Source organism: Rhodovulum sp. MB263 (genome assembly GCF_002073975.1).
In the GTDB taxonomy this organism is placed as follows: Bacteria; Pseudomonadota; Alphaproteobacteria; order Rhodobacterales; family Rhodobacteraceae; genus Rhodovulum.
On the sequence record NZ_CP020385.1, the window covers coordinates 104,941 to 130,541 of the forward strand.

Here is a 25,601-nt window from a genome sequence, read left to right on the forward strand (position 1 = left end):
CCCATGAGCAACGAAACGACCTCCGGCACCTCCTCCGTGTCCGCCCCGTCGCTGCCCTGGCCCGCCATCGGCGTGGCCCTGGTGCTGGCCTCGCTGCTGCTGATCCCGCTGGGGATCGGCAATGCCTTCGTCACCCATATCTTCGTCACCATCTGCCTGATGGCGGCGCTGTCCTCGGCCTGGAACCTGGTCGGCGGCTTTGCCGGACAGCTCTCGCTGGGGCATGCCACCTTCTACGGCATCGGCGCCTACACCGCAGTGATCCTCGTCAATCTCGGCATCACGCCCTGGATCGGCATGTTCGCGGGCGCGGGCATCGCGGCGATCGTCGGCATGGCAATCTCCTATCCCTGCTTCCGTCTCAAGGGGCCCTTCTTCTCGCTGGCCTCGATCGCCTTTCTCGAGGTGTTCCGGGTCCTGACGCTGCATTTCTCGGAGTTCACCGGCGGCGCCACCGGCAAGATGATCCCGCTGAAACTGGGCTGGACCTGGATGGTCTTCCGCGAACGCTGGCCGTCCCTGCTGATCATCTTCGGCATGCTCTGCGCGGTGCTGGTCGTGGTCTGGGCGGTGCGCCGTTCGCGGCTCGGCTTCTACCTGATCGCCACCCGCGAACGCGAATCCGCCGCCAAGGCCGCGGGCGTGAAGACCGTGCAGGTGCGGCTGGTCGCGGTCGCCATCTCCTCGGCACTCTGCGCGATGCTGGGCACCTTCCACGCGATGTACCTGACCTTCATCGAGCCCTCGGCGATGTTCTCGCTGACCTTCTCGATCCAGATCGCGATGTTCGCGCTGATCGGCGGGCTCGGCACCGTCTCGGGCCCGCTTCTGGGCGCCGTCCTGCTGGTGCCGCTGACCGAATGGGCGCGGGCCTCGTTCGGCGCCTCGGCGCTGGGGCTGCATGGCTTCGTCTATGGCGTCGTGCTGCTCCTGGCGGTGCTGTTCATGCCGAACGGCATCATCGGCCTGTTGCAGAAGTTCCGCCGCGCGCCGCATCACGAGCTGGACGAGGACGAGCCCACCACCCAGACCGACAGCATCAAGGCCCCCGCACAGGCCACGACGCCCCCCTCGCCCGACCGTGAGGGCATCGGCCGCGACGTGATGCGGGTTCAGAACCTCAACAAGCGCTTCGGCGGGCTGCATGTCACGAAGAACGTCAACTTCACCCTGCGCGAGGGCGAGGTGCTGGGGCTGATCGGGCCGAATGGCGCGGGCAAGACCACGCTGTTCAACATGCTCTCGGGCTTTTTGACCCCGAATGAGGGCTCGGTCACCGTGCGCGGCCCCGATGGCGGCTATCACACCCCCGTCAACCCGGCCGATTTCGCGGCCCTCGGCGTCGGCCGGACCTTCCAGATCGTCCAGCCCTTCGCGGCGATGACGGTCGAGGAGAACATCATGGTCGGCGCCTTCTACCACCACCATGACGAACATGACGCCCGCGAGGCCGCGCGCCAGACCGCCTGGCGGATGGGTCTCGGCCCGCTTCTGCAGGACGAGGCGCGCGGGCTGACCATCGGCGGGCTCAAGCGGCTGGAAGTTGCCCGGGTCATGGCGATGGAGCCGCGCATCCTGCTGCTCGACGAGGTGATGGCGGGCATCAACCAGACCGATGTGCGCCGCGCCATCGACCTGATGCTGTCAATCCGCGACAGCGGCGTGTCGATCATCGCCATCGAGCATGTGATGCAGGCGGTGATGTCGCTGTCCGACCGCGTGCTGGTCCTGGCCGCGGGCGAGGTCATCGCCGAGGGCGACCCCCATGAGGTGGTCCGCGACCCGCATGTGATCGAGGCCTATCTGGGCAAGGAGTTCGCCAATGCTCACCGTTGAAAACATCCATGCCGGCTACGGCCCGACCTCGATCCTGCAGGATGTCAGCCTCGACGTGAAGGAAGGCGAGATCGTCACCATCGTCGGCGCCAATGGCGCCGGCAAGACGACGACGCTCAAGACCATCGCCGGGCTGATCAAGCCGACATCGGGCAGGATCACCTTCTGCGGCGAGGACATCACCCGCCTCAGGGGCGATCAGGTCGTCGACCGGGGCATCACCCTGATCCCCGAGGGGCGCCAGCTCTTCCCCGACATGACCGTGCGCGAGAACCTTCTGATGGGCGCCTATCGCCGCGCCGCCCGCGATTTCCAGGACGAGCGCCTGGAAGAGGTTATGGACATCTTCCCCCGCGTCCGCGAGCGGCTGAACCAGACCGCCTCGTCGCTGTCGGGGGGCGAGCAGCAGATGGTCGCCATCGCCCGGGGCATGATGGCCAATCCGCGGCTTCTGATGTTCGACGAGCCCTCGCTGGGGCTTGCGCCGATCATCGTCTCGCAGGTCTTCGAGGTGGTGCGGCAGATCGCGGCCAAGGGCACCACCGTGCTGATCGTCGAGCAGAATGTCTATTCGACGCTCAAGGTCGCGCAGCGGGGCTATGTGCTTGAAAACGGGCGCGTCGTCATTTCCGAAAGCGCCGAAGACCTGCTTCAGGACGACTATGTCCGGCAGGCCTATCTGGGGATATGAGCATGACCCGCAGCGAAACCGTCCGTCCCGAATTCCGCACCCGCCTGTCGCATCAAAGCCGCCGCGTGCTGGTCACCGGCGGCGCCCGGGGCATCGGGCTGGCCATTGCCGAAGCCTTCGCCGCGCGCGGCGCGACTGTCGCGCTTTGCGATCTCGACCCCGAGGCCGTGGCCCAAGCGACCGCCGCCATCTCGGCCTCCGGCACCGCCGGATCGGTCCTGCCCGTGACCTGCGATGTCTCGGATTATACCGCGCTGGCCGCCGCGCTCGAGGCCGCCGGGGGCAATTTCGACACCGTCATCAACAATGCGGGCATCTCGCCCAAGCATGACGGCGTCGCACACAAGGTCTGGCAAATGGACCCGGCCGAGTTCCGCCGCGTGCTCGACGTGAACCTCACCGGCAGCTTCAACACCGTCCGCGCGCTGGCGCCGGGCATGATCGCGGCCAGGCGGGGCTGGATCGTCAACATGTCCTCGGTCGCGGGCAAGACCTTCATGCCCGTGGTCGCCTGCCATTACGCCGCCACCAAATCCGCGATCCTCGGCTTCACCCGCCATCTTGCGGGCGAGCTCGGACCCCATGGCATCCGCGTCAACGCGCTGGCGCCGGGCCGGATCGAGACGCCGATGGTGCTGGGCGTCGCCCCCGAGGTGAACGCGGCCCAGGTCGAGATGACGCCTCTGGGGCGTCTGGGCGAGCCCGCCGAGGTGGCCGAGGCCGCGCTCTGGCTCACGGATGCGGAATCGAGCTTTGTCACCGGCCAGACGATCGACGTCGCCGGCGGGCTCCTGATGACATGAGGAACAGGATGATCACCGGCAAGACCAGGGTCTGGTCCATTCTCGCCGATCCCATCGGCCATGTGAAAACGCCCCAGGAAATCAACGCGCTCTGCGCGGCCGAGGGAATCGACGGGGTGATGGTGCCGATGCAGGTCCATCCCGAGAACCTCGCCACGGCGGTCGCGGGCCTGAAGGGCATCGAAAGCCTTGGCGGCTTCGTCGTCACCGTGCCGCACAAGACGAAGATCGTCGCGCTCTGCGACCGGCTGCTGGGCGACGCGGGCCAGATCGGCGCGGTCAATGTGGTCCGGCGCGAGGCCGACGGCACGCTGACCGGCGCCATTCTCGACGGGCTCGGCTTCGTCGAGGGGCTGCGCTCGGAAGGGATCGAGCCGCGCGGCATGAATGCCTGCCTTCTGGGCGCGGGCGGCGCGGGTGCCGCCATCGCCTTTGCCCTGGCCGAGGCCGGGGTCTCGCGCCTGACCATCGTCAACCGCTCGCAGGACAAGGCCGAGGATCTCGCCGCCCGGGTGGCCCTGGCCTATCCGGGCGTGCCCGTCGCCGCCGGGGCGCCCGAGACCGCGAGCCGCGATCTGATCGTCAACGCCACCTCGCTGGGGCTGAAACCGGAAGATCCGCTGCCGCTGGACGATACCGCCTTCCATGCCGGTCAGGTCGTGGCCGACGCGATCATGGACCCGGTCGAGACCCGGCTCCTGGCCACCGCCCGCGCGGCGGGCGCGCGGGTCCATCCCGGTCTGCCGATGCTGCGCCAGCAGATCCGGCTGATGGCCGAACATCTGGGCGCCCTGCCCGCTGCCACCCCCCAGGACTGAGGACGCGCCAGATGCCGCAAGACCTGCCCGATGGCAGCCGCTTCGATTACGTCATCATCGGCGGCGGCACGGCGGGGTGCATCCTCGCCGAGGCGCTCAGCCGCTCGGGCCGCGCCTCGGTCCTTCTGTGCGAGGCGGGCGGCGAGGCCCGTTCGCCCTGGATCACCATTCCTGCCGGGTTCTACAAGCTTCTGACCAACCCCGCCTATAACTGGGGCTTCTGGTCCGAGGCCGAGCCCGCCACGCTGAACCGCCGGATCGCCATTCCGCGCGGCAAGGGACTGGGCGGCTCGACCCTGATCAACGGCATGATCTATGTCCGCGGCCAGCCCGGCGATTATGACCTGTGGGAGGCGCGCGGCTGCACCGGCTGGGGCTGGGAAGATGTGCTGCCGCATTTCCGCGCGCTCGAACGCTGGGCGGGGCCCGATCCCGACGGCATGCGCGGGCAGGACGGCCCGATGCCCATCGCCGAGGTGGTCGAGAAGACCCCCGTGGGCCAGGCCTTCATCGAGGCGGCCCGCGCCCAGGGCCAGCGGTTCAACCCCGACTATAACGGCGCGGGGCAAGAGGGCGTCGGCTGGTATCAGGTCAACCAGGAGCGCGGCGAGCGTCATTCGGCGGCCCGCGCCTGGCTGGCAAAGGCCCGCCGCCGCTCCAACCTGACCGTGCTGACCCATGCCCGCGCCACCCGCCTGCTGCTGGAGGGCCGGCGCGCGACCGGCGTCACCCTTTCCCGGCCCGGCGGCGCGCTCAGCGTCCAGGCCGGCGAGGTGATCCTGGCCGCCGGCGCGGTCCAGAGCCCGCAACTGCTGGAACTGTCGGGCATCGGCGATGCCGACCGGCTGCGCGGGCTTGGCATAGAGGTCGTCCACGATCTGCCCGGCGTCGGCGAGAACTATCTCGACCATTTCTGCACCCGGATGAACTGGCGGGTCTCGCAACCCGTCACCCTGAACGAGCTGACGCGCTTTCCGAAACTGCTGGGCGAGGTCGCGAAATACGCGCTTTCCCGCCGGGGTGTGCTGACCTACGGCACCGGGCTGGCACATGGCTTCCTGCGCTCGCGCGAGGGTCTCGACCGGCCCGACGTGCAGTATTTCTTCATGCATGCCAGCTACGCCAATGCCGCCGAGCGCAAGCTCGACCGCTTCCCCGGCATGACGCTGGGCGTGACCCAGCTGCGCCCGCAATCGCGGGGCTCGATCCATGCCACCTCGCCCGATATCGCGCAGCAGCCCGAGATCCGGCCCAATTTCCTCGATGCCGAAGAGGATCGCCGCGCCATGGTCGACGGCATGAAGCTCGGCCGCGAGATCGTCGGGCAGGCGCCGATGGATGCCTACCGGGTGGCCGAACTCAGCCCCGGGCCCGACTGCCGGAGCGACGAGGACTGGCTGCAATTCGCCCGCGCCAACGGGCAGACGATCTACCATGCGGCGGGCACCTGCCGCATGGGCACCGACCTCGCCGCCGTGGTCGATCCCGAACTGAAGGTCCGTGGCATTGACGGGCTGCGCGTGATCGACGCGTCGGTCATGCCCGAGATGGTTTCGGGCAATACCCAGGCGGCGGTGATGATGATTGCGCGGAAGGCGGCGCAAGGAATACTCTCGGCGGGCTGAGCCCCCCGAAACCGGATGGAGACGAAGATGTATCCCGACATGACACTCATCATCGGCGGCGAGGCCCGCGCCACCGCCAGCGAAGGCACGATGACCGTGTCGAACCCCGCCAACGAGCAGGAGCTGGCGACGATCCCGCGTGCGGGCCGCGCCGAGGCCGAAGAGGCCGCCCGCCTGTCGCTGAAGGGCTTTGCCGACTGGTCGGCCCTGTCACCCTATGAGCGCTCGAAGGTGATGCGCCGCGCCGCCGATCTGATGCGCGAGCGCGCCGATCAGGCCGCCCGCGTGATGACGCTCGAACAGGGCAAGCCGCTGGCCGAGGCCCGGGGCGAATGGATGGGCTCGGCCGATCTTCTGGACTGGTTCGCCGAGGAAGGCCGCCGCGTCTATGGCCGGATCGTGGCCTCGCGCGCGCCCTCGATCCATATCAGCGTGCTGAAGAAACCCGCAGGCCCCGTGGCCTGCTTCACGCCCTGGAACTTCCCGGCCTGGAACACCATGCAGAAGGTCGCCCCGGCGCTTGGTGCGGGCTGTTCGGTGGTGATCAAGCCGGCCTCGGAAACGCCCGGCACCGCCTGGATGATCGGCCGGGCGCTGCTCGATGCGGGCCTGCCCCCGGCCGCGATCTCGGTGGTCTGGGGCAAGACCTCGGAGATCTCGGATGCGCTGATCTCGGCCCCCGAGATCCGCAAGGTCTCGCTGACCGGCTCGACCCGGGTCGGCCGGATCGTCGCGGCCCAGGCCGGCCAGCACCTCAAGAAGGTGACGATGGAACTCGGCGGCCATGGCCCCGTCATCGTCGCCGCCGATGCCGATCTCGACCGGCTGGTGCCGATGGCGGTGCAGTGGAAATACCGCAACGCGGGCCAGGTCTGCGTCTCGCCCACCCGCTTCATCGTCGACGACGCGCTGCATGACGACTTCGTCGCCCGCATGGCCGAGGGCGCGGCCGCGCTGAAACTGGGCGACGGGCTCGAGGCAGGCACCCAGATGGGGCCGCTGACCCAGAAGGCGCAGCTGAACCAGGTGGCCGAGATGGTCGCCGATGCCGAAGGCCGGGGCGCGAAACTCGAGACCGGCGGCGCGCGGGTCGGCAATATCGGCAATTTCTTCGCCCCCACCGTGGTCTCGGGCATGACCCCCGAGATGCTGGCGATGAACGAGGAACCCTTCGGCCCGATCGCGCTGGTGATGCGCAGCGAGGGCCTCGAGGCATCGCTGGCCGAGGCCAACCGCCTGCCGGTGGGGCTCGGGGCCTATCTCTTCACCCGCTCGATGGAGGTCTCGCAAGAGGTTCAGGACCGGCTGAAATCGGGGATGCTGGGCATCAACCATTTCGCCCTCGCCCTGCCCGAGACCCCGTTCGGCGGCGTGCTCGATTCGGGCTACGGCTCGGAAGGCGGGATCGAGGGGATCGAGGCCTATCTCTCGACCATGACCGTCACCGCCGCGATCTGAGCGCGGCCGAGATACGGCTCAACGGAATACGGGCCAAAGCGGCGCGGGCGCTCCCTCCCGGCCCGACCGGGCTTTCCGCGCCCCGGCCCGTCCCCCGGCGCCGTCCTTCCGACAGGGAGGGCGGCGCCCCCGCCTTTGCCCCGCCTCAGCTCTCGCCCGGCAGACCCGCAAGCCGGGGGGCCCGATCCAGGGCATCCTCCCAGGGCGCCCGGTCGGCCCAGCAGATATGCGCCTCGGGCGCGATCCCCGGATCGCCGTCAAGGCAGCCTGCCGGCACCGCCAGCCCCCCGTCCCCGGTCTCGACCGGCAGCGCCGAGCCGCATGTCCCGCAAAAGGCCCGCGCATGGCGGGTGCCCTCCAGCCGGAAGGTCCGCACCTGGTCGCGCCCGGCCAGCCAGTCGAGCCGCGCCTGCCCGGCAAACAACGTCGCCGCGAAGGCCGATCCGCTGTCATGGCGGCAGCGCGCGCAATGGCACAGGAAGAAATGCCCGAAGGTCCCGGTGACGCGGAACCGCACCCGGCCGCAGAGGCAACCGCCCGTGTGCACCCCGCTCATGCCTCGCCCTCCCGCCGCCGGTAAAGCTGGGTCCGCTCTGCCGCGTTTCTCAGATGGCGCGCGGCGGCGGCGGCGGCGGCCTCCGGATCGCCCTCGGCAATGGCGCGGTAGATCGCCTGATGCTCGGCCTGCACCGCGTCCAGAAGATCCGACAGGTTGGCGCGGGTATTGGCCCGCGCCCGGCGGATCACGTCACGCGCGCCGAATTCGAGATGCTGGCAGAGCGAGACGAAATGCGGGTTATGGGTGGCCTCGACGATGGCCTGATGGAAGGCAAAATCCTCCTCGTCGCCCAGCTCGTCGCTGGCGATGGCATATTCCATCCCGATCAGCGCCCGCCGGATCGCCTTCAGATCCGCCGCGTCCCGGTGCAGCGCGGCCGAGCGCGTCGCCGCCACCTCGACCGCCTCCAGAAGCTCCATCACCTGGGCCAGCGCCTCGGTGCCATCGAGATCGACCCCGGTCATCCGGAAGGCCCGCGCCTCGCGATTCTCGGTGACGAAGACGCCCGAGCCGGCCCGGGCCTCGACCAGCCCGTCGGATTTCAGATGCGACAGCGCCTCGCGCACCACCGCGCGCGAGACCGCATATTCGGCCGCCAGCGCGCGTTCGCTGGGCAGCCGCGCGCCCGCGCCGAATTCGCCGCCCGCGATCCGCTGCCCCAGCCGGGCCGCGATGTCGTCCGGCAGGTCCCTGCCCATGCTTGTCCCCTTCTCCGCCATGTCCCGTCCAACCGGTCAGACCGGGGCGGGCAAGCCTAACATCCTTGCCCTGTGGGATGAAGTCACCCTGCCCGGCCTCCCTTCCCGCAAAAGGACGCAGGAGCCATGTTGACTGGTCCGACCAATTTATGCAACTGTCCCGACCAAAGGCAGCCATCAGGGAGGATCGGCGATGCCCGACCGCCAGAGCACGCCCCGGGCGCGCGCAACCACCTCATTCGATTTCACCGGACGGTCGCTGATCCTGACCGGCGCCAATGGCGGCATCGGCCGCGAGGTCGCCCGGATCTTCGCCGCGGGCGGCGCACATCTTCTGCTGGCCGACCGCGACCTCGCGCCCCTGGAGGCCTTCGCCGCGACCCTGCCCGGGACGGGCGCAAGGATCTGCCAGCAGATCGACGCCGCCGATCCCGACGCGGCCCAGGCGCTGATCGACGAGGCCGTGGCCGAATTCGGCGGCATCGACCATATCGTGCCATCGGCCGGCATCTACCTGGCCGAACCCTTCGCCGACATGACCGATGCCGCCTGGCGCCGGACGCTCTCGATCAATCTCGACGGGGTGTTCTACCTTCTGCGCCGCGCGGTGCCGCATCTGACCGAGGGCTCCTCGATCGTCACGCTCTCGTCGATGGCAGCCTATCGCGGCGCGCTGACCAATGCGCATTACGCCGCCTCGAAGGGCGCGATGGTGTCGCTGACCCGCAGCCTCGCCCATGAGCTGGGGCCGAAGACCCGCGTGAACGGCATCGCGCCCGGCATCATCGAGACCCCGATGATCGGCGATTACATGAAGACCCGGGCAGAGGCGACGCTGGCCAACACGCCCCTGAAGCGGCTCGGCCAGCCCGGGGAAGTGGCCGCCGCCATCGCCTTTCTCTGTTCCGATGCGGCCGGGTTCATCACCGGCGAGACGCTGCAGGTCAATGGCGGCCTGCACATGGCCTGAGGAGAGACCCATGACCGATTTCCAAGGAAAACGGGTGCTTGTCACAGGCGCGGGCCGGGGCCTTGGCGCCGCCATTGCCGAGGGCTTCGCCGAGGCCGGGGCCGAAACGCTTCTGGCCGATATCGACCCGGCAACGCTTGCCGCAACCGCGGATGCCCTGACCGCCCGCGGGCTGAAGGCCCGCGCGATCCCGCTCGATGTCACCGACCGCGCGGCCGTCGAGGCGCTGGCCGCAACGCTTGACGGGCTTGACGTTCTGGTCAGCAATGCGGGCGTCGCGGGCCGCGCCGCCTTCGACGACCCCGCCCAGGCCGAGGTCTGGGACCGGGTGATCGCGGTCAATCTGGGCGGTGCCTTCAACGTGGCCCGCGCCCTGACCCCGGCCCTGATCGCCCGGCGCGGCAATGTGGTGCAGCTGTCTTCCGTCGCGGGCTTCGTCGCCGGCGGCTCGACCGCCGGTTACGTGACCTCGAAGGGCGCGATCCGCTCGCTGACCCAGGCCATGGCGCGCGATCTGGCCCCGCACGGGGTCCGCGTCAACGCCGTCGCCCCCGGCATCATGGACAGCGAGATGGCCAATGCCCAGCTCGCCCGCCCCGGCGGTGCCGACTGGTTCCTGAACCGGGCCATGCTGGGCCGGATCGGGACGCAGGCCGAGCTGGTCGCCCCCATCCTCTTCCTCGCCTCGGACCGCGCGAGCTTCATCACCGGCACCGTGCTGCCCGTCGATGGCGGCTTCCTCGCCGCCTGACCCCAATTTCCCGGAGCCCCCTCATGCCCGATTTCACCGACCTCACCCCGCTGGCCCCCTGGCGCGAGATCCGCGCGACCGATGCCGACCGCAATGCGCTCGACCCCGAGACCGGGCGCACCATGCTGTCGCAGCTCTGCCTGATCCGCGCCTTCGAGGAGAAGGTGCTGGACCTCGCCGGACGCGGCCTCGTCCATGGCCCCGCCCATTCCGCCATCGGGCAGGAAGGCGGCGCCGTCGGCTCGGCGCTGGCGATGCGGCCGACCGATCAGGTCAACGGCTCGCATCGGGCGCATCACCAGTTCCTGGCCAAGGCACTGGCCTATGTCGCCGAGGCGGGGATCGACCCCGAGGCCGAGTTCGACGGCGAGATCCGCGATCTGTCGAAGAAGACGCTCGCCGAGATCATGGGCCTTGCGCAGGGCTTCTGCCGGGGCCGCGGCGGGTCGATGCATCTTCGCTGGGCCGAGGCCGGGAACCTTGGCACCAATGCCATCGTGGGCGGCGGCGTGCCGATGGCCGCGGGCGCGGCCTGGGCGCATCAGCAGGCCGGGACCGGCGATGTCGTCTACACCTATTTCGGCGATGGCGCGGTCAATATCGGCTCGGTTCTCGAGACCATGAACCTGGCCGCCGCCTGGAAACTGCCGATCTGTTTCTTCATCGAAAACAACCGCTATGCCGTCTCGACCCATGTCAGCGAGGCCACCGCCGAGCCGCGGCTCTCGGCGCGGGGCCTCGCCTTCGGCATCCCCGCCTTCAAGGTCGACGGGATGGATGCGCTGTCGGTCCTGATCGCCTCGCATGAGGCCAACCGGATCATGCGCGCGGGCGAGGGCCCGGTGGTGATCGAGGCCGATCTCTACCGCTATTTCCACCAGAACGGCCCCCTGCCCGGCTCGGCCTTCGGCTATCGCGACAAGGCCGAAGAGGCCGAATGGCGCGCCCGCGACCCGATCGAGGGGCTGGCCGGGCTGTTGCAGACCCGTCAGATCATCGGCGAGGACGCGGTGGCGGGGCTGCGTGCCCGATGCGAGACGATGATGGAAGAGATCGCGGGCGAGCTGACCGAGACCGTCGACGGCAAGACCCGGGTCATTCCGGCGCTCTGGCCCGAGGAAAGCTTCCGCGATGCCGGGCTGCGCGGCGATCTGAGCGAGATGGACGGCGCCCGCTACGAGGAAGAAGACAGCTTCTCGGGCGCGCTCGATGCCAATGCCAAGTTCATCGACGCGGTGGCCAATGTCATGCACCGGCGGATGGACACCGACGAGCGCATCGTCGTGCTGGGCGAGGATGTGCACCGGCTGAAGGGCGGCACCAACGGCGCGACGCGGGGGCTGTCGCAGGACTTCCCCGACCGCTGCCTCGGCACTCCCATCGCCGAGAACGCCTTTACCGGGCTGGCCGCCGGCATGGCCGCCGATGGCCGCGTGCGCCCGGTGATCGAATTCATGTATCCCGATTTCATGTGGGTCGCGGCCGATCAGGTCTTCAACCAGATCGGCAAGGCCCGGCACATGTTCGGCGGCGACAGCCCGATGCCGCTGGTGCTGCGCACCAAGGTCGCGATGGGCACGGGCTACGGCTCGCAGCATTCGATGGACCCGGCGGGCATCTTCGCCACCGCCCCGGGCTGGCGCATCGTCGCGCCCTCGACGCCCTTCGACTATGTCGGGCTGATGAATTCGGCGCTGCGCTGCGACGACCCGGTCTTGGTGATCGAACATGTCGATCTCTACGCCTCGAAAGGCGCGGGCCCCGTCGACGATCTCGATTACTGCATCCCGCTCGGCAAGGCCAAGGTGGTGCGCCCGGGCGCGCGGCTGACGATCCTGACCTATCTGGCCATGGTCGAGAAGACCCGCCAGGTGGTCGAGGATCTGGGCGTCGATGCCGAGATCATCGATCTGCGCAGCCTCGACCGCGCCAGCCTCGACTGGGAGACCATCGAGGCCTCGATCCGCAAAACCAACAACGTGCTGATCGTCGAGCAGGGCGCGCGCGGCACCTCCTATGGCGGCATGCTGGCCGACGAACTGCAGCGCCGGGTCTTCGACTGGCTCGACCAGCCGGTGCAGCGGGTGACGGGCGGCGAGGCCTCGCCCTCGATCTCGAAGGTGCTCGAGGCCGCGGCCTGTGCCCGTCCCGCCGATATCGCCGAAGCGATCCGGGCGGCGATGGCCGCCCAGGGCCTGCCGCTCGCCGCCGAATGACCGAGGCCTGAGCGCACAGACCCCGCCCCTACAGACAAGGAGACAGACATGGCCACCGAGCTTACGCTGCCCGCGCTTTCGGCCGGGATGGAAGATGCCGTCATCGCGGCATGGCTGGTCGGCCCCGGCGACCGGGTCGAGAAGGGCCAGCCGCTGGCCGAGGTCGAGACCGACAAGGCCACGATGGAGCTCGAGGCCGAGGCCCCGGGGCGCGTCGGCCGGCTCGCCGTCGCGGCGGGCGCCCGGGCCGATGTCGGCCAGGTGATCGCGGTGCTGCTGGCCGAGGGCGAAACCCTGCCGGCACCAGACCCCGAGGCCCCTGCTTCCGCCCCTGCCCCCGCTCCTGCTTCGGCCCCCGCCGCGACGGCCCCCGCCATGGGTCCGGCGGCGGAGCCCGACCGCCCCCGCGCCTCGCCGCTGGCCCGGCGGCTGGCGACGCAGGCCGGGCTGACGCTCGACGGGCTGTCGGGCTCGGGGCCGAAGGGCCGCATCGTCCGGGTCGATATCGAGCGGCTGATTGCCAGCGCGCCAGCCGAAACCATGGCCGAAACTGCACCGGAACCGGCCGCGACGCCATCCCCGATCCCGCCCGGTCTCGGCCCCTATGAGGCACGGCCCGTCTCGCAGATGCGCCGCACCATCGCCCGCCGCCTGTCCGAGGCAAAGCAGACGATCCCGCATTTCTACCTCGAGGCCGAGGTCGATCTCGAGGCGCTGATGGCGCTGCGCGCGCAGGTCAACGAAGGCCGCGAGGGCGCCGCGCGGATCTCGGTCAATGACTTCATCGTCAAGGCCGCGGCCCGTGCGCTCGCCCGCCTGCCCGAGGCCAATGTGATCTGGCGCGGCGACGAGATCTGGCAGCTCTCGGATATCGACATCGCGGTCGCGGTCGCCACCGATGGCGGGCTGATGACGCCGATCCTGCGCGGCGCCGACCGGATGAGCCTCGGCACGCTCTCGGCCGAGATGAAGGCGCTGGCCGCCCACGCCCGCGCCGGCACGCTGAAGCCCGAGGACTATCAGGGCGGCGGCTTCTCGGTCTCGAACCTCGGCATGTACGGGGTGCGCAGCTTCTCGGCCATCGTCAACCCGCCGCAAAGCTGCATCCTCGCGGCGGGCGCGGCCGAACGGCGCCCGGTCGGGCGGGGCGATCAGATCGTGCTGGCCCCGGTGATGAGCCTCACGCTCTCGGTCGATCACCGCTCGGTCGACGGCGCGCTCGGGGCCCAGCTTCTGGCCGAGATCCGGAAGGGGCTCGAAGAGCCGATGTCGCTTCTGCTCTAGGCCCGCCGGTCCGGGCGGCGCGGCCGCGAGGTCCGCCTCCGGGGCCAGAGCCGCCCTTCACGGGACAGGCACAGGAATGATATGCGGGCGGGATGCAGCGCAACCGATATCACCATCTCAGCTGGCTCGGCGGCATCGAGCTTTTCGAAGCCGCCTTCAGCACCCAGACCTTTTCCCGCCACGCGCATGAGGGCTTTGCCATCGGCGCGATTTCCGAGGGTGCGGGCGGCTATCTCTGCCGGGGCGAGAACATGGTGCTGCCCGCCGGGTCGCTCTCGCTGATGAACCCCGAAGAGGCCCATACCGGCCACGCGGCGGTGGGACTTGTGCGCTACAACATGCTCTATGCGCCGGAGGCGGCGGTGCGCTCGGTGCTGGGTCTGCGCAGCCTTCGCGGCTTTGCCGAGATCGCCCCCAGGGATCGCGATTTCGCCCTGACCCGGGCGCTGGCCCGGCTGGCGCAGGGGCTGAACGATGCCCCGGCAGCCGACAGCAGGCTCGCGACCGAGGAGGCCGTGCATGAGGTTCTGGCGCAGGCCTTTGCCCATTACGGCCGCGCCGAGCTGCGCAGGCCCGGCCGGGAGCCCGCCGCCATCCGTGCCATGCTGGACCGGATCGAGGCCGCCGTCGCCGCGGGCGACGATCTCGGCCTCAGCGATCTGGCCCGGGCGGTCGGGCTGAATCCCTCCTACCTGATCCGCAGCACCCGCCGCGCCACCGGCCTGACCCCGCATGGCCATGTGCTCCGCATCCGAGTGGATCACGCCCGGCGCCTGCTGCTCGACGGGGTGTCCGCCGCCGAAGCCGCCGCCGGGGCCGGGTTCTGCGATCAGGCTCATCTGATCCGCCAGTTCCGCCGTCATTACGGGGTGACGCCCGGCGCCCTGATCCGGCACTGACAGGTCAATTTCGTCCAAGACGCAGGCGCGTCCCGCATGGCAGGGCAGGCTCCGAAAGGAACTTGCCATGTCATTGAAACCGGTCATCATTCTCGATGAAACCCTGCCCACCGGACTGAAGGCCAATTTCGCCGCCGTTCTGGGCATGAGCCTGGGGCGGCTGCGCCCCGATCTGATCGGGGCCGATACGCCCACGCAGGACGGCATCGCACTTGCCGGGATCACCACGGTCGCGCTGCCCGTGCTCGGCGCCCCGGCAGCCGATCTGCCCGCGCTGTTCGAGGCCGCGTCCGGGCTGCCCTTGCGCCTTGCCTACATGCGCGCGGCCTTCGAGGCCCGGGATTATGCCGATTATTCCGCCCGGATCGCCGCAGCCCCCCTGCCGGACCACGCCCCGCAGGCGATCCTGATTGCCGGGCCGCGCAAGGCGGTGGACCGGATCTGCGGCCGCCTGCCGCTCCTGCGCTGATGCCGCCGCTCGAGACGCTGCTCGCCATGGCGGGCTTTGCGCTGGCCGCCTCGGCCACGCCGGGGCCGGTCAACATCATCGGGGCGATGACCGGCGCCCGTTATGGCTCGGGGCGGGCACTGCGCTTCGTCAGTGGCGCGACGGCTAGCTTTCTGGCGCTGTTCCTGGTCTTCGGCACCGGGATTCTGGCCGGCACCGGCTGGATCCTGGCCATCGCCCGGCCGATGACGGTCATCGGTTCGGTCTATCTCCTGTGGATGGCCTGGTCCCTGCTGCGCGACGAGGGCAGGATCCAGGGCGACGAGATCCGACAGGCGCCGGGCTTCTGGTCGGGAACCGTGGTGCAGGGGCTGAACCCGAAGGCCTGGCTGGCATCGGTCTCGTCGCTGTCGACATTCGTGCTGCCGCTCGAGGATCGCGCAACGGGGCTGGCGGTCTTCGCCCTCCTGTTCGGCGCGATCTGCTGGCTGTCTCTGGCGGCCTGGGCCTGGGGCGGCGCCCGGATCGGACACAGGCAGATGCGCGCCTTCAACCGCGTCATGGCACTGATCCTCGGCCTGTCGGTGATCTGGATGCTCTGGGCCAGCCTGGCCTGACACTCGGGCATCCAAATCCGCGACGCAGTCGCGACCGCCCCTCTCCGCCTTCACCTGCGGCATCCCGGTCATCCGGCTCTGGCCATAAGGAGATTTGCAATCCTTGCATTGCGCCGACGCTTTCGCGGGCCTAATTCAGGGGTAGAACCCTCGGAAAGGGCCGCGAATGCGAAGACATGCGAATTTCCCGGCGCGATTTGCGAAGCTTGCGAAGCGCGGGGCGCGACCGGCGTGAAGAAGGCGTTTCTCGGCGGCAGGTTGCGCCAGCTCCGCGAGAGCCGGGGGCTGACCCAGGCGGCCCTGGCCGGGCGGCTCGGCCTCTCGCCCAGCTATCTCAACCAGATCGAGCGCAACCAGCGCCCGCTGACGGTGCAGGTCCTTTTGAAGATCAACGCGGCCTTCGGGCTCGACATCCAGGTCTTTTCCGAAGAGGGCGATGCCCGTCTGCTGGCCGAGCTGCGCGAAGCGGTGCAGGGCGGCGAGCCGGCAGTCGGCAGCTCCGAGATCCGCGATCTGGTCGACAACGCGCCCGCCCTGGCCCGCCGCGTCGTCGCGTTGCACCGGCGGCTGCGCGAGGCCGAGGACCGTGCCGCCGCGCTGGCGCTGGCGCAGGGCGCGCCCGATGCCATGCCGGTGCCCGCGCCGTTCGAGGAGGTGCGGGATTTCTTCTATGACAACCGCAATTTCTTCGACGCGCTCGACGCCCGGGCGGAAGCGCTGTCAGAGGCGCTGGCCGGGGGCCATGCGGGCCTCGTTCCGGAGCTTGTCCCGGGCGATCCGCTGCCGGGGCTTGCCGCCCATCTGAAGACCCGCCACGGCATCGTCTTGCGCCGAAGCGACGGCGATGGCGGCGATCTGCGCCATTTCGACCCCGAACGGCGCGAGCTGAGCCTGTCGCGGGATCTGAGCCCCGGTCAGATGGCGTTCCAGGCGGCGACCCAAATCGGCCTGATCGAGGCCGCGGACGAGATCGACCGGCTGGTCGGCGAGGGTGCGCTTTCGGGCGAAGAGGCACGGCGGCTGGCCCGGATCGGGCTGGCCAATTATTTCGCCGGGGCGGCGGTGATGCCCTATGGCGCCTTCTGGCGCGCGGCCGAAGAGTCGGGCTACGATATCGGCTGGCTCGGCCACCGCTTCGGCATGGGCTTCGAGGCCACCTGTCACCGGCTCTCGACGCTGCAGCGCCCCGGCATGCGGGGGGTGCCGTTCTTCTTCCTGCGGGTGGACAGGGCGGGCAATATCTCGAAACGCCAGTCGGCGACCGATTTCCATTTCTCGAAGGTCGGCGGAAGCTGCCCTTTGTGGCGGGTGCATTCGGCCTTCGACCGGCCCGGAGAGATCCTGACCCAGATCGCCGAGATGCCCGAGGGGCGACGATATTTCTGGCTCACCCGCATGGTGCAGAGCCGCCGCGGCCGCCATGGCGCGCCCGGCAAGGCCTTCGCCGTGGCGCTTGGCTGCGATATCGCCCATGCCGGACGGCTGGTCTATTCGAAGGGGCTGGATCTGACCGATCCTGCCGCGGCGACCCCGATCGGCGCGGGCTGCAAGATCTGTCCGCGCGACGGCTGCCCGCAGCGCGCCTTCCCGATGCTGGGCCGTCCACTGGCCGCCGATCCGGCCCGCGCGCCCTTCGCCCCCTATGCCCGGGCCTCAGACCCCGACGAGCCGAAGCCCTGAGGCCATGACCGGCGCACCGGCGCCGGTCACACCCCCCCGACAGCGAGCTTGGCTGCTGTGGGCCTCAGGTGGGGTAGAAATTGATATGCACGATATCGTCCGAGATCCCGGTGGTCATCGGCGCCACCAGCACATCGCCGTCATCGCGCTGATAGCCGAAGGCGCCCTTGCCGTAATCGCCGAACGCCTCCCATTTCACCGGCTCGGCCTCGGCGGCCTTGGCCATGTCCAGCGAAAGTTTGTCGGCCAGCGCCAGGGGGTCGGCGACATTCTTCAGGATGATCGAGCATTTGTCATCGGACATGCTGGCCCCGATCATCACCGAGGCATTGATCCCGTCGGGCCCGACATAGCTGGCATGCACGAAACTGCCCGCACCGCTCTTGCGGCCATCTTCGAAACTGTCGGACGCGTCCAGCGCCTCGACAGCCTTGCCAAGATCGCCGCCCGAGGCGAGGCAGTAGGATTCGAAGGCCGAAACCGCGGCCGCCTCGCGCTCGTCGGCATGGGCGGCGGTTGCCAGCACGGTGGCGGCAAAGAACGGCAGGACCAGGTTTTTCATCATCTTCTTCTCCTCTTTGGATGAAACATCGGTCAGGCTTCGGGCACGGGGCCGAAGCGGTTTTCATGGGGCTCTCCCGGCCGGGCCAGCTGCACGATCAGCCAGAGGCAGGACAGCAGCGCGACCAGAGCCACGCCGTTCAGGATGAGATCGGGCCCGCCCCGGTCGGTTCCGGCCCCCGGAAGCCCGGCCATCGGAAGCCCGGCCACCGGCTGAGGCGTCACCCCCCGGAGCGCGACGGCCGGCACGAGACAGGCCAGTGTCGCGGCACCGGGCAGCAGCAGCCACCAGCCCGCGCGCCCGACATCATGCAGGCGCCGCCAACCGACCGCCAGCGCGGGCAGCGTCAGGACGAAAGAGACAAAGACCGACAGCGGCCGGCGATCGGGCAGCCCCCGGTCAGGATCCGCCGGGAACAGGACCGGGTCGAGCGCGGCGGCGCCCCATAGCGCCAGCAGGCAGGCCGGACCGAACCACCAGTATTCGGCCCGCGCAGCGCGACCGCCGAAGCGGACGGATTTGCGCAGGCAGGTCAGGGTCGCGCGCAGGGGGCTCATTCCGCCTCCATCGCGCGGCCGCCAGCCACCGACCGGCCGTCGCGCCAGAAATCGCGCCCGACCGGCCGGCCGTCCTCGTAATAGGTGGTGGGCCCGTGCCTTTCGCCCGCCTTCCAGGACTGCACCTCGCCGACCGCGCCATCCGGGCGGAAGAGATAGCGCAGCCCGTCCCGGGCGCCGTTCTGATAACGCACGCGCTCGAGGCGATAGCCCTGCGCGTCGCGCCGCTCCCACGGACCGTTCCGCGCGCCCGCGACATAGCTGCCCTGCCAGTACTCCTCACCATAGGGCACAGCTTCGCGCCAGGGCCCGGTCTTCTGGCCTTCGGACCAGGCCCCGCCCGACAGCAGCCTGCCCTCGCGGTCGCGCTCTTCCCAGGGGCCGTCAAGCGTGCCCTGGACATAGGTTTCCAGCCGCCGCAGCTGGCCGTTCGCGCCGATCTCGCGGCGCGGGCCGTCAAGCCGCCCCTCCGGGTCGTAGACCTCATGGATGGTGGTGCCGTAGCGCTCGACCCGCAGCCATTCGCCGATGCGGGTGCCGTGATCGTACAGGCCCCGCTCCAGCGTCTCGCCCTGCCAGGTCCGGGTGAACAGGCCATGGGGTTGATTGTCGACATAGGTGGCACGGGTGACATCGTTGTCGATCCGCCCGGTATGCAGGTAGCGGCCCTGGATCCGGCCGTCGATCACCTCGGACCGGTCGATCAGTTCGTCGCCGCGATGGCGGGTGGTCAGCCGGTAGCCCTCGGCCCGGATATCGGTTTCGGTGATCCTGCCATAGCGCTCGACGATCTTCTCGCCCGCGCCATGGCCCTCGACGGTCACCGGCATGCGCTCATGGACCAGCGTGCCGTCCTTCCAGTGGCGGTCATGCAGAACCTTGCCGTCATCCGAGAACCGGGTCTCGCGGATCAGGGCGCCCTCGCGGGACCAGCGCCGCGACAGGCCCACTTCCCGCCCGTCGACGAAATGGCGTTCGCTCCGGATCTTGCCCGAGGGCCAGAGCTCGGTCCTGATATCCACCCCCTGCCCGTCCGCGGCGCCCCCCGGACCGGATGGCTGCGCGCCGGTTTTCGGCGCAGCGGTTTCCGGCGCGGCGAGCGCCGGCGCGGCCAGCAAGAGGGCAAGTGCCGTGGCGGTTCCGCGGATCATGGCGCCGCCCTCTCCGGCACGGGCAGATCGGGGAAGCTGACCCGGAAGCTGCGCGTCACCGGTTCGGGCTTTCGCACCGCGCGCAGGATCTTCGCGGGGGTTCCGGCGACCCGCAGCGTGCCATCTGGAAACAGCGCCTGAGCGATGCTGTCCTGAGGCGACAGCGCGCCGTCCCCGGGCGCGCTCAGCGCCAGCGGCACGCCCTCTGCATCGACGAAGCGCAGGCCTTCCATCACCTCGGCCAGGGTCATGTCCTCGGCGATGCCGAGCGCCGCCGGATCGATCTGCCAGGGCCGGTCGGGCGACAACTGCTGCCCGGCCTCGGTCCAGGCAAGGGTAGCGTCGCAGGACAGCGTCACCTGGCGAGGTCCGAGGCCATAGAAATGCCGACGCTGGCCATCCCCGGTCTGCAGTTCCAGCAGGCTGGCCTCTTCTGCGGCCCGCCGGACGAAGACCAGCGCCGCGTCGCCCTCGGTCGCGGGCGGGGCGAGGCTGGCCGTGCACTCCGCGGCCTGGGCCGGGGCCAGCGGCAGGCGCAGCGCGCCGGTGTCGAGCCCCTCGGGCATGACCTCGTCGGGCGCGGGCGGCGGGGCGCCCCGGAACAGCGGGCGCCGCTCGGGCGCGGTATCGGGATCGAGGCGCCGCCCCTCCTCGGTCAGGAAGCGCATCTCGCGGCGGGCGGCGGGCGTGTCGGCATAGCGCTCGACGCGCACCACCATTTCCTCGGGCGGCGCATCCATGCGCAAAAGCACCCGGATCGCGCTGTAATCCGGCGAGGCGATGCGCCGGGCCAGACTTTCGCCCGGGGTCAGCCAGTCGGGGCCGCGATCGGCCGCAAAGATCATGCCCTGCGCCCCGGTTCCCTCGGGCAGCGCCCAGGAAAAGAGGTCGGTCTGCTGGCCCGAAAGCGTCAGCACATAGCCCTCCGGCGCCGGAGCCAGCACCGCGCGCGCCCCGTCCCGGCTGGCCTCGGCATGGCCGGTCCCGTCGGGAACCAGCCTCATCACGAAGGGCGCGACCGGGTACCAGTCGAGATCGGCCCGAAGTTCGGTCGCTGCCTCCAGATCCTGGCTGACATCCTGCAGGGTCGTTGCATCAAGCAGGCTGCGGGAGACCTGCGACAAGCCCTCGGGGGCGCGCCAGTTCGGCAGCGTCAGCGGCGGTTCCGCCGTCAGGGGCACGTCCAGCGCCCGGTCTCCGGCAAAGAGCCGCAGACCGGAAAGCTCGAACCGCCCGATATTGCGCCACTGGGCCGCGCGGTGATCGAATTCCAGCATCAGCCCGCCGGGCCCCTCGACCAGACGCCCCGGCCCCCCGGGAAACACCTCGGCCTCGCTGGCCAGCGGCGCGGGCGGCGCGATACGCTCGGGCATGTCGCGCCATTCAGCCGGGCGCAGGCTGGTATCGGCCTGCACCGTAACCGGATAACCCTGCGGCGCGATCGCCACGGTCTCGCGCAGCGAGCCGTCCTCATCCGTGCCCGGCACCAGACGGCGGTCGGTGGTGATCGCCGCCCGCTCGACCCAGCCCTCGTCGCGGTCGACCACCACCAGCCCGGCCAGCCGCGCGATGTAATCCTCGCCCTCGTAGCGCAGGAAGACGCGGTCTGCGGTCACGTGATCGACGGTAATCGTCACATCCTGCACCCCGCCATAGCGGGGCACCGTGGTGCTCCAGCCCTCGGCAAGCTCGATCGGGACAGGCGGAAAGGCGGCGGCGAACTGCTCGCGCAGACCGCCAAGCGTCGGGCCGCCCGCCTCGATGTCGCCCAGCGGCACGACCTCGCCGAGCGCGCCGGTGGCAAGATCCAGCCTTGCGCCGAACCCGGCCTCGAAGCCTGCCCGCACGCGGTCGGGGATCGGACCCGCGGTGGTCATGGTCTCGTCGCCCAGCTGCGTCTTCAGCCAGAGCGGCTTCAATGTCAGGCCGACACTGTCGCCATCGCGCTCGGCCGCGCGGATCCGGGCCAGGAAGGACACCCTCTGGTCGTCCAGCGGAACGGTCCGGCTGTCCGGCTCGACCGACCGGACCGAGAGCTCGACACGATAGCTGCGCGCGCTGCCGGCGGCGGGCGAGAAGGTCAGGGTCTCGGCCCCGGCAGAAGTCGCCGCCAGCGCAAGGATCAGGCCGTAACCGGCTGTCTTACAGGTCATTCATCCTCCGTTCCGGGGGCGAAGCTAGCGTCCCCGGCACGGAATTTAACCCGTCTCCCCCAGCGGATTTAGAACGGGCATAATCTTGCTCATTCCACGGCGGGAAGGCGCTTGGAGGCTGGAAGACAGACCATGGGAAAAGGCCCCCGGGCCGGAACGGACGGCCCCGGGAGGCAGGCCCTGCGCCCGAGGAGGGACGGTCGCAGCCAGTGCGCCGGCCGCCGGGAAGACCGCATCGCAGGCGGGTGTTCCGCCTGCCTGATCGGCCGTCATGGACCCTGTCCCTTTCCCCGGATCAAGCGTGCGACCCCCTGGAACCGCCCGGGTCGCGGGGCCCGATGCCAGACAATCGGCCGTCGCAGGACGCGCGCCGATGATACCCCCATGGCGTGCTGCGGGGCGTCCTGCGGGAGGCCGGAGGTTTGAAGGACTGCAAAACCCTGCTGGGGAAGATCTTCCCGACAAACGGACACCGCGCCCTCTGCGCCGGGAGCCGCCGGACAGGCCCGCTGATACCCCCGGAATCGGGCGTCTGACTGGCGCGACGGGCTTGCACCCCAGCGAATTTGCGAGGCCGGACCCCGGGGTTTTTATCCCGAGGCTTTGACGGCGGGGTTCAGTCGCCGCAACGGAAAGAGGGCCTGTGGGACAGACCCGCCACCGCTACGTATGCTATCGGAGCGGGGACATTCATCCCCGACCCGATCCAGCAGATGCCGCGAAGGGCTCAGGCCGAAGCGCGGGCCGAAACCGCAGCCGCCGCGAGGACGGGCGGGTAGCCGAGCCAAGCCAGCACCGCGCCGCTCTCGGCGGCGACCGGCTCGGCCAGACCTTCGGCGAAACTCTCGAAGGCGCGCAGGTTCAGCCCGTTCACGCCGACCAGCACCGGCAGGCCGCGCCCCAGCGCCTCGGCGATCAGCGGCACGAAGCCATGCCCCGCCGCCTCGAGCTTGCCGAATTTGTTGACGATCAGAAGCGCCGCCCCGTCGAGATGGCGCGCGGCCTCGGCCGCCGCGGTCTCGACCGCGCCCGCATCCATCCGGCACCCGCGCGAGCCCCGCCCCAGCGGCTGCGACAGCCGCAAGACCGGACCGTCGGGCAGTACCTTCAGGTCGCCGTCGCAGGGATGGGGCCCGGGCGCGGAAGCGGTGTGCTGCACCGCCCCCGCCAGCCGGAGCCCTCGCGCCGAAAGCTGCGTCGCGGCCTCGGCCAGAACCATGCTGGCCGCACCGCGTTCCTCGGAAACGATATAACCAAAACGCATCGCCGAAGCCTTCTCATGAGGAAGGACAGGCCCGTCGGGGGAGTGGGAGTGACGGGCCTGTCCGGTCCGCCCGGATCCGGATCAGGGTCCGGGTCAGGCGGGTTGGCTGAAGACCGTCACCGGCGGCAACGGGCCTTCAAAGCGTTCGACCTCGGCCATCGCGGTCTGGCCGCAATTGCCCTGGGCCAGTCTCGAGGTGGCGACACCCGTGGTCAGGTTGTTGATGTCGCCATAGGCGCAGAGGCTGCCGATCTTGCGCGGCTCGACAGGATCGAACCAGCCGCCCTCGCTGACCCGGATCACGCCGGGACGGATCACGTCGGTGATGACGAGCCCGGCGAGGATCTGGCCGCGCTGGTTGAAGACCCGCACCACCTCGCCATCGCTCAGCCCGCGCGCCTCGGCATCGGCCGGGTTCATCCAGCACGGCTCGCGCCCCTGAACCGCATAGGTCTCGCGGATCGCGGTGCCGCAAAGCTGCGAATGCAGCCGCAGGTCGGGGTGGTTCGAGGCCACTGCCAGCGGGAAGACCGTGGTCGGTCCGCCAAGCCGCTCGATCGGTTCCATCCAGGTGGCATGCGGCGGACAGTCGTCATAGCCGTATTTCTCGATGGCGGTCGAATAGAGCTCGAACTTGCCCGAAGCCGTGCCAAGCGCGTTCAGAAGCGGATCGGCCCGGAAATCGGCATGGCGTACCCAGTCCTTTTGGGCGTCCTCCAGCGGGAAGGCCAGCGGCTTGTTGCTGTCCCAGAACGCGTCGAAGACGGGCATTTCCATGCCCTTGGCGCGGGCCTCGATCTTGGCGGCCTCGTAGAAGCCCCGGATCCAGTCCATCTCGCTGAGCCCCTGGGTGAACTCGTAGCCCCGGCCCAGCTTGTCGGCGATATCGGCGAAGATGTCATAATCGCTCCGCGCCTCGAAGACCGGTTCGACGATCTTCTTCATCGGAACGATATGGCTCAGCGCATAGTCGCCGACCTGCTCGATGTCGTTGCGTTCATAGGAGGTGGTCGCCGGCAGCACGATATCGGCATGGCGCGCCGAGGCGGTCCACTGGATGTCATGCACGATGAAGGTGTCGAGCCGGCGCCAGGCGCGCAGCATCTCGTTGCGGTCCTGGTGGTGCGAGAACGGGTTGCCGCCCGCCCAATAGGCCAGCTTGATCTCGGGCAGCTCGATCTCGTGGCCGTTGAACTGCATCACCTTGCCCGGGTTCAGCAGGGTCTCGACCAGCCGCGAGACCGGGATCGAGACCGCGCCGCTGGCCGCCAGCCAGGCCGCACCATCGACCTTGATCCCCGAGGCATCGTCGATGGCCTTCAGGATCGGCGTGGTATGGGTCGGCGCGCCGCCCGAGGCGTAGTGATAGCTCAGCCCGTAACCGCCGCCCGGCAGCCCGATCTGACCCAGCATCGAGGCCAGCGTGATCAGTGCCCAGTGGACCTGTTCGCCATGGTGCTGGCGCTGGGTCGAATAGCCGAGCGCCAGCATCGTGCGCTTGGCGGCGAAGCGGCGGGCCAGTTCGCGCAGCTTCTCGGCCGGAACGCCGCAGATCTCCGACGCCCATTCGGCCGATTTCGGCGTGCCGTCGGTCTCGCCCAGCAGATAGGGCAGGAACTTGTCGAAGCCGACGGTATAGCGGTCGAGGAAGGCCTGGTCATGCAGCCCCTCGGCATGCAGCGTATGCATGATGCCCAGCATCATCGCCACATCGGTCTGCGGCCGCGGCGCGATCCATTCGCTGTCCAGATGCTGCGCGGTCTCGGTGCGGACCGGGTCGATGCAGATCGACTCGACGCCCGCCTCCTTGATCTGGTCGACGCCCCGGAACGAGCCGTGATCGGCGACCTGCCAGCAGATTTCCGAGTTGTTCAGCGGGTTGGCGCCCCAGAACACCATCAGCTCGCAGTTCTTGGCGAGGTTGTCCCAGGTCGTGCATTGCTCGTAGACCTCGATCGAGCCCGAGACATAGGGCAGGATCACCTGCGCCGCCCCGGTCGAATAGTCGCCGACCGAGTTGGTGTAGCTGCCGGTCAGGTTCAGCATCCGGCGCAGCAGGGTCTGACAGTTATGCAGCTTGCCCGGGCTCTTCCAGCCATAGGAACCGGCAAAGACCGCCGGATGGCCGTAGGTCTCGCGCACGCGGGTGATCTCGCCCGCGACCAGCTCGATGGCCTTTTCCCAGCTGACGCGGACGAAATCGCCCGAGCCGCGGCCGTCGGGATCGGCGCCGGGGCCCTGTTCGAGCCAGGCGCGGCGCACCATCGGATAGCGGATGCGCGATTCGGAATAGAGCGAATCGAGCACGCCCGGCAGCTGCGGCGAGGGCGCGGGGTCCCCCTCCCAGGGCTTGAACTCGACGGCGCGGCCGTCCTCGACCATGCCGTAGAAGACGCCCCAGTGACAGCCCGAGACGATGCCCTGGCTGGCGGTCTGGGCGGCGGCGCCGCGCGCGAAGAGCGGAAGCCCGGCAAAGCCGAGTCCGGTGGCAAGAGATCCTTTCAGGAAGCTGCGCTTCGAAAGGGGCAGGGAAGAATTGGAAATCGAAGTCATGGCCTGTC

At 69.5% G+C, this 25,601-nt stretch carries 22 protein-coding genes; 14 read left to right on the plus strand and 8 right to left on the minus strand.

All coding sequences use genetic code 11. From position 1 onward, the window contains the following. Positions 1 to 3 precede the first annotated feature (3 nt). From B5V46_RS18625 to B5V46_RS18650, 6 genes are read left to right on the plus strand one after another with little or no spacing between them, the layout of a single operon-like run. The gene (locus tag B5V46_RS18625) at positions 4 to 1,836 is read left to right on the plus strand and encodes a branched-chain amino acid ABC transporter ATP-binding protein/permease (RefSeq protein WP_080618186.1); all 1,833 of its coding nucleotides are present in this window, start codon (positions 4 to 6) and stop codon (positions 1,834 to 1,836) included. Further along, entirely contained in the window at positions 1,823 to 2,527 is a 705-nt protein-coding gene (locus B5V46_RS18630; protein WP_080618187.1) for an ABC transporter ATP-binding protein, read from the plus strand. The genes B5V46_RS18625 and B5V46_RS18630 overlap by 14 nt, the downstream gene beginning before the upstream one ends. A 2-nt stretch (positions 2,528 to 2,529) precedes the next feature. Then, positions 2,530 to 3,330 carry a 3-oxoacyl-ACP reductase FabG gene (gene fabG / locus B5V46_RS18635; protein WP_080618296.1) on the plus strand — a complete coding sequence of 267 codons (801 nt, stop codon included), beginning with the start codon at positions 2,530 to 2,532 and terminating at the stop codon, positions 3,328 to 3,330. A gap of 8 nt (positions 3,331 to 3,338) precedes the next feature. Beyond that, entirely contained in the window at positions 3,339 to 4,148 is an 810-nt protein-coding gene (locus B5V46_RS18640; RefSeq protein WP_080618188.1) for a shikimate dehydrogenase, read from the plus strand. Between the two features lie 11 nt (positions 4,149 to 4,159). Then, positions 4,160 to 5,773, plus strand: coding sequence for a GMC family oxidoreductase (locus B5V46_RS18645; RefSeq protein WP_080618189.1), 1,614 nt, complete (start codon positions 4,160 to 4,162; stop codon positions 5,771 to 5,773). A 27-nt stretch (positions 5,774 to 5,800) separates the two neighbouring features. Continuing rightward, complete coding sequence (locus B5V46_RS18650; protein ID WP_080618298.1) at positions 5,801 to 7,231, plus strand: NAD-dependent succinate-semialdehyde dehydrogenase; 1,431 nt, start codon at positions 5,801 to 5,803, stop codon at positions 7,229 to 7,231. Positions 7,232 to 7,376: 145 nt separating this feature from the next. Here the strand turns inward: B5V46_RS18650 and B5V46_RS18655 are convergent, their stop codons facing one another. Both B5V46_RS18655 and B5V46_RS18660 read right to left on the minus strand, forming a co-directional pair. Further along, positions 7,377 to 7,787, minus strand: coding sequence for a GFA family protein (locus B5V46_RS18655; RefSeq protein ID WP_080618190.1), 411 nt, complete (start codon positions 7,785 to 7,787; stop codon positions 7,377 to 7,379). Further along, positions 7,784 to 8,488, minus strand: coding sequence for a FadR/GntR family transcriptional regulator (locus tag B5V46_RS18660; protein WP_369822858.1), 705 nt, complete (start codon positions 8,486 to 8,488; stop codon positions 7,784 to 7,786). Before B5V46_RS18660 ends, B5V46_RS18655 begins: the two co-directional genes overlap by 4 nt. 193 nt (positions 8,489 to 8,681) lie before the next feature. Here B5V46_RS18660 and B5V46_RS18665 point away from each other — a divergent pair, with 193 nt between their 5' ends. The 8 genes from B5V46_RS18665 (at position 8,682) to B5V46_RS18700 (ending at position 17,353) form a co-directional block, all read left to right on the plus strand. Further along, positions 8,682 to 9,458 carry an SDR family NAD(P)-dependent oxidoreductase gene (locus B5V46_RS18665; RefSeq protein ID WP_080618192.1) on the plus strand — a complete coding sequence of 259 codons (777 nt, stop codon included), beginning with the start codon at positions 8,682 to 8,684 and terminating at the stop codon, positions 9,456 to 9,458. A 10-nt stretch (positions 9,459 to 9,468) separates the two neighbouring features. Further along, positions 9,469 to 10,209 carry an SDR family NAD(P)-dependent oxidoreductase gene (locus tag B5V46_RS18670; RefSeq protein ID WP_080618193.1) on the plus strand — a complete coding sequence of 247 codons (741 nt, stop codon included), beginning with the start codon at positions 9,469 to 9,471 and terminating at the stop codon, positions 10,207 to 10,209. 23 nt (positions 10,210 to 10,232) lie between these two features. After that, complete coding sequence (locus tag B5V46_RS18675; RefSeq protein ID WP_080618194.1) at positions 10,233 to 12,425, plus strand: thiamine pyrophosphate-dependent enzyme; 2,193 nt, start codon at positions 10,233 to 10,235, stop codon at positions 12,423 to 12,425. A gap of 48 nt (positions 12,426 to 12,473) precedes the next feature. Continuing rightward, positions 12,474 to 13,709, plus strand: coding sequence for a dihydrolipoamide acetyltransferase family protein (locus tag B5V46_RS18680; RefSeq protein ID WP_080618195.1), 1,236 nt, complete (start codon positions 12,474 to 12,476; stop codon positions 13,707 to 13,709). Between the two features lie 92 nt (positions 13,710 to 13,801). Next, entirely contained in the window at positions 13,802 to 14,608 is an 807-nt protein-coding gene (locus B5V46_RS18685) for an AraC family transcriptional regulator (RefSeq protein ID WP_080618196.1), read from the plus strand. A 67-nt stretch (positions 14,609 to 14,675) separates the two neighbouring features. Then, complete coding sequence (locus B5V46_RS18690; protein WP_080618197.1) at positions 14,676 to 15,077, plus strand: DUF2000 domain-containing protein; 402 nt, start codon at positions 14,676 to 14,678, stop codon at positions 15,075 to 15,077. After that, entirely contained in the window at positions 15,077 to 15,673 is a 597-nt protein-coding gene (locus B5V46_RS18695; protein ID WP_080618198.1) for a LysE family translocator, read from the plus strand. Before B5V46_RS18690 ends, B5V46_RS18695 begins: the two co-directional genes overlap by 1 nt. A gap of 231 nt (positions 15,674 to 15,904) precedes the next feature. Continuing rightward, complete coding sequence (locus tag B5V46_RS18700) at positions 15,905 to 17,353, plus strand: short-chain fatty acyl-CoA regulator family protein (protein ID WP_080618199.1); 1,449 nt, start codon at positions 15,905 to 15,907, stop codon at positions 17,351 to 17,353. A 64-nt stretch (positions 17,354 to 17,417) separates the two neighbouring features. Here B5V46_RS18700 and B5V46_RS18705 read toward each other — a convergent pair whose 3' ends face one another. The 6 genes from B5V46_RS18705 to torA form a co-directional block, all read right to left on the minus strand. Next, a complete protein-coding gene (locus B5V46_RS18705) occupies positions 17,418 to 17,918 on the minus strand; it encodes a hypothetical protein (RefSeq protein WP_080618200.1) in 501 nt (166 codons plus the stop codon). 29 nt (positions 17,919 to 17,947) lie between these two features. Next, complete coding sequence (locus B5V46_RS18710) at positions 17,948 to 18,472, minus strand: DUF805 domain-containing protein (RefSeq protein ID WP_080618201.1); 525 nt, start codon at positions 18,470 to 18,472, stop codon at positions 17,948 to 17,950. Further along, complete coding sequence (locus B5V46_RS18715; RefSeq protein ID WP_080618202.1) at positions 18,469 to 19,623, minus strand: toxin-antitoxin system YwqK family antitoxin; 1,155 nt, start codon at positions 19,621 to 19,623, stop codon at positions 18,469 to 18,471. The genes B5V46_RS18710 and B5V46_RS18715 overlap by 4 nt, the downstream gene beginning before the upstream one ends. Next, positions 19,620 to 21,776 (minus strand): hypothetical protein, encoded by a 2,157-nt coding sequence (locus B5V46_RS18720; RefSeq protein WP_080618203.1) that lies wholly within the window; start codon positions 21,774 to 21,776, stop codon positions 19,620 to 19,622. The genes B5V46_RS18715 and B5V46_RS18720 overlap by 4 nt, the downstream gene beginning before the upstream one ends. 727 nt (positions 21,777 to 22,503) lie before the next feature. Then, the gene (locus B5V46_RS18725) at positions 22,504 to 23,040 is read right to left on the minus strand and encodes a DUF2478 domain-containing protein (protein ID WP_080618204.1); all 537 of its coding nucleotides are present in this window, start codon (positions 23,038 to 23,040) and stop codon (positions 22,504 to 22,506) included. 93 nt (positions 23,041 to 23,133) lie between these two features. After that, positions 23,134 to 25,593: a trimethylamine-N-oxide reductase TorA gene (gene torA, locus B5V46_RS18730; protein ID WP_080618205.1), complete on the minus strand. Its 2,460-nt coding sequence runs from the start codon at positions 25,591 to 25,593 to the stop codon at positions 23,134 to 23,136. Positions 25,594 to 25,601 lie beyond the last annotated feature (8 nt).

Coding starts and splice junctions, on each gene's coding strand:
- torA (WP_080618205.1), bottom strand. CDS start 25,593: ATGACTTCGATTTCCAATTCTTCCCTGCCCCTTTCGAAGCGCAGCTTC.
- B5V46_RS18650 (WP_080618298.1), top strand. CDS start 5,801: ATGTATCCCGACATGACACTCATCATCGGCGGCGAGGCCCGCGCCACC.
- B5V46_RS18675 (WP_080618194.1), top strand. CDS start 10,233: ATGCCCGATTTCACCGACCTCACCCCGCTGGCCCCCTGGCGCGAGATC.
- B5V46_RS18690 (WP_080618197.1), top strand. CDS start 14,676: ATGTCATTGAAACCGGTCATCATTCTCGATGAAACCCTGCCCACCGGA.
- B5V46_RS18710 (WP_080618201.1), bottom strand. CDS start 18,472: ATGAGCCCCCTGCGCGCGACCCTGACCTGCCTGCGCAAATCCGTCCGC.
- B5V46_RS18705 (WP_080618200.1), bottom strand. CDS start 17,918: ATGATGAAAAACCTGGTCCTGCCGTTCTTTGCCGCCACCGTGCTGGCA.
- fabG (WP_080618296.1), top strand. CDS start 2,530: ATGACCCGCAGCGAAACCGTCCGTCCCGAATTCCGCACCCGCCTGTCG.
- B5V46_RS18685 (WP_080618196.1), top strand. CDS start 13,802: ATGCAGCGCAACCGATATCACCATCTCAGCTGGCTCGGCGGCATCGAG.
- B5V46_RS18630 (WP_080618187.1), top strand. CDS start 1,823: ATGCTCACCGTTGAAAACATCCATGCCGGCTACGGCCCGACCTCGATC.
- B5V46_RS18680 (WP_080618195.1), top strand. CDS start 12,474: ATGGCCACCGAGCTTACGCTGCCCGCGCTTTCGGCCGGGATGGAAGAT.
- B5V46_RS18645 (WP_080618189.1), top strand. CDS start 4,160: ATGCCGCAAGACCTGCCCGATGGCAGCCGCTTCGATTACGTCATCATC.
- B5V46_RS18655 (WP_080618190.1), bottom strand. CDS start 7,787: ATGAGCGGGGTGCACACGGGCGGTTGCCTCTGCGGCCGGGTGCGGTTC.
- B5V46_RS18625 (WP_080618186.1), top strand. CDS start 4: ATGAGCAACGAAACGACCTCCGGCACCTCCTCCGTGTCCGCCCCGTCG.
- B5V46_RS18715 (WP_080618202.1), bottom strand. CDS start 19,623: ATGATCCGCGGAACCGCCACGGCACTTGCCCTCTTGCTGGCCGCGCCG.
- B5V46_RS18695 (WP_080618198.1), top strand. CDS start 15,077: ATGCCGCCGCTCGAGACGCTGCTCGCCATGGCGGGCTTTGCGCTGGCC.
- B5V46_RS18720 (WP_080618203.1), bottom strand. CDS start 21,776: ATGACCTGTAAGACAGCCGGTTACGGCCTGATCCTTGCGCTGGCGGCG.
- B5V46_RS18725 (WP_080618204.1), bottom strand. CDS start 23,040: ATGCGTTTTGGTTATATCGTTTCCGAGGAACGCGGTGCGGCCAGCATG.
- B5V46_RS18660 (WP_369822858.1), bottom strand. CDS start 8,488: ATGGGCAGGGACCTGCCGGACGACATCGCGGCCCGGCTGGGGCAGCGG.
- B5V46_RS18670 (WP_080618193.1), top strand. CDS start 9,469: ATGACCGATTTCCAAGGAAAACGGGTGCTTGTCACAGGCGCGGGCCGG.
- B5V46_RS18640 (WP_080618188.1), top strand. CDS start 3,339: ATGATCACCGGCAAGACCAGGGTCTGGTCCATTCTCGCCGATCCCATC.
- B5V46_RS18665 (WP_080618192.1), top strand. CDS start 8,682: ATGCCCGACCGCCAGAGCACGCCCCGGGCGCGCGCAACCACCTCATTC.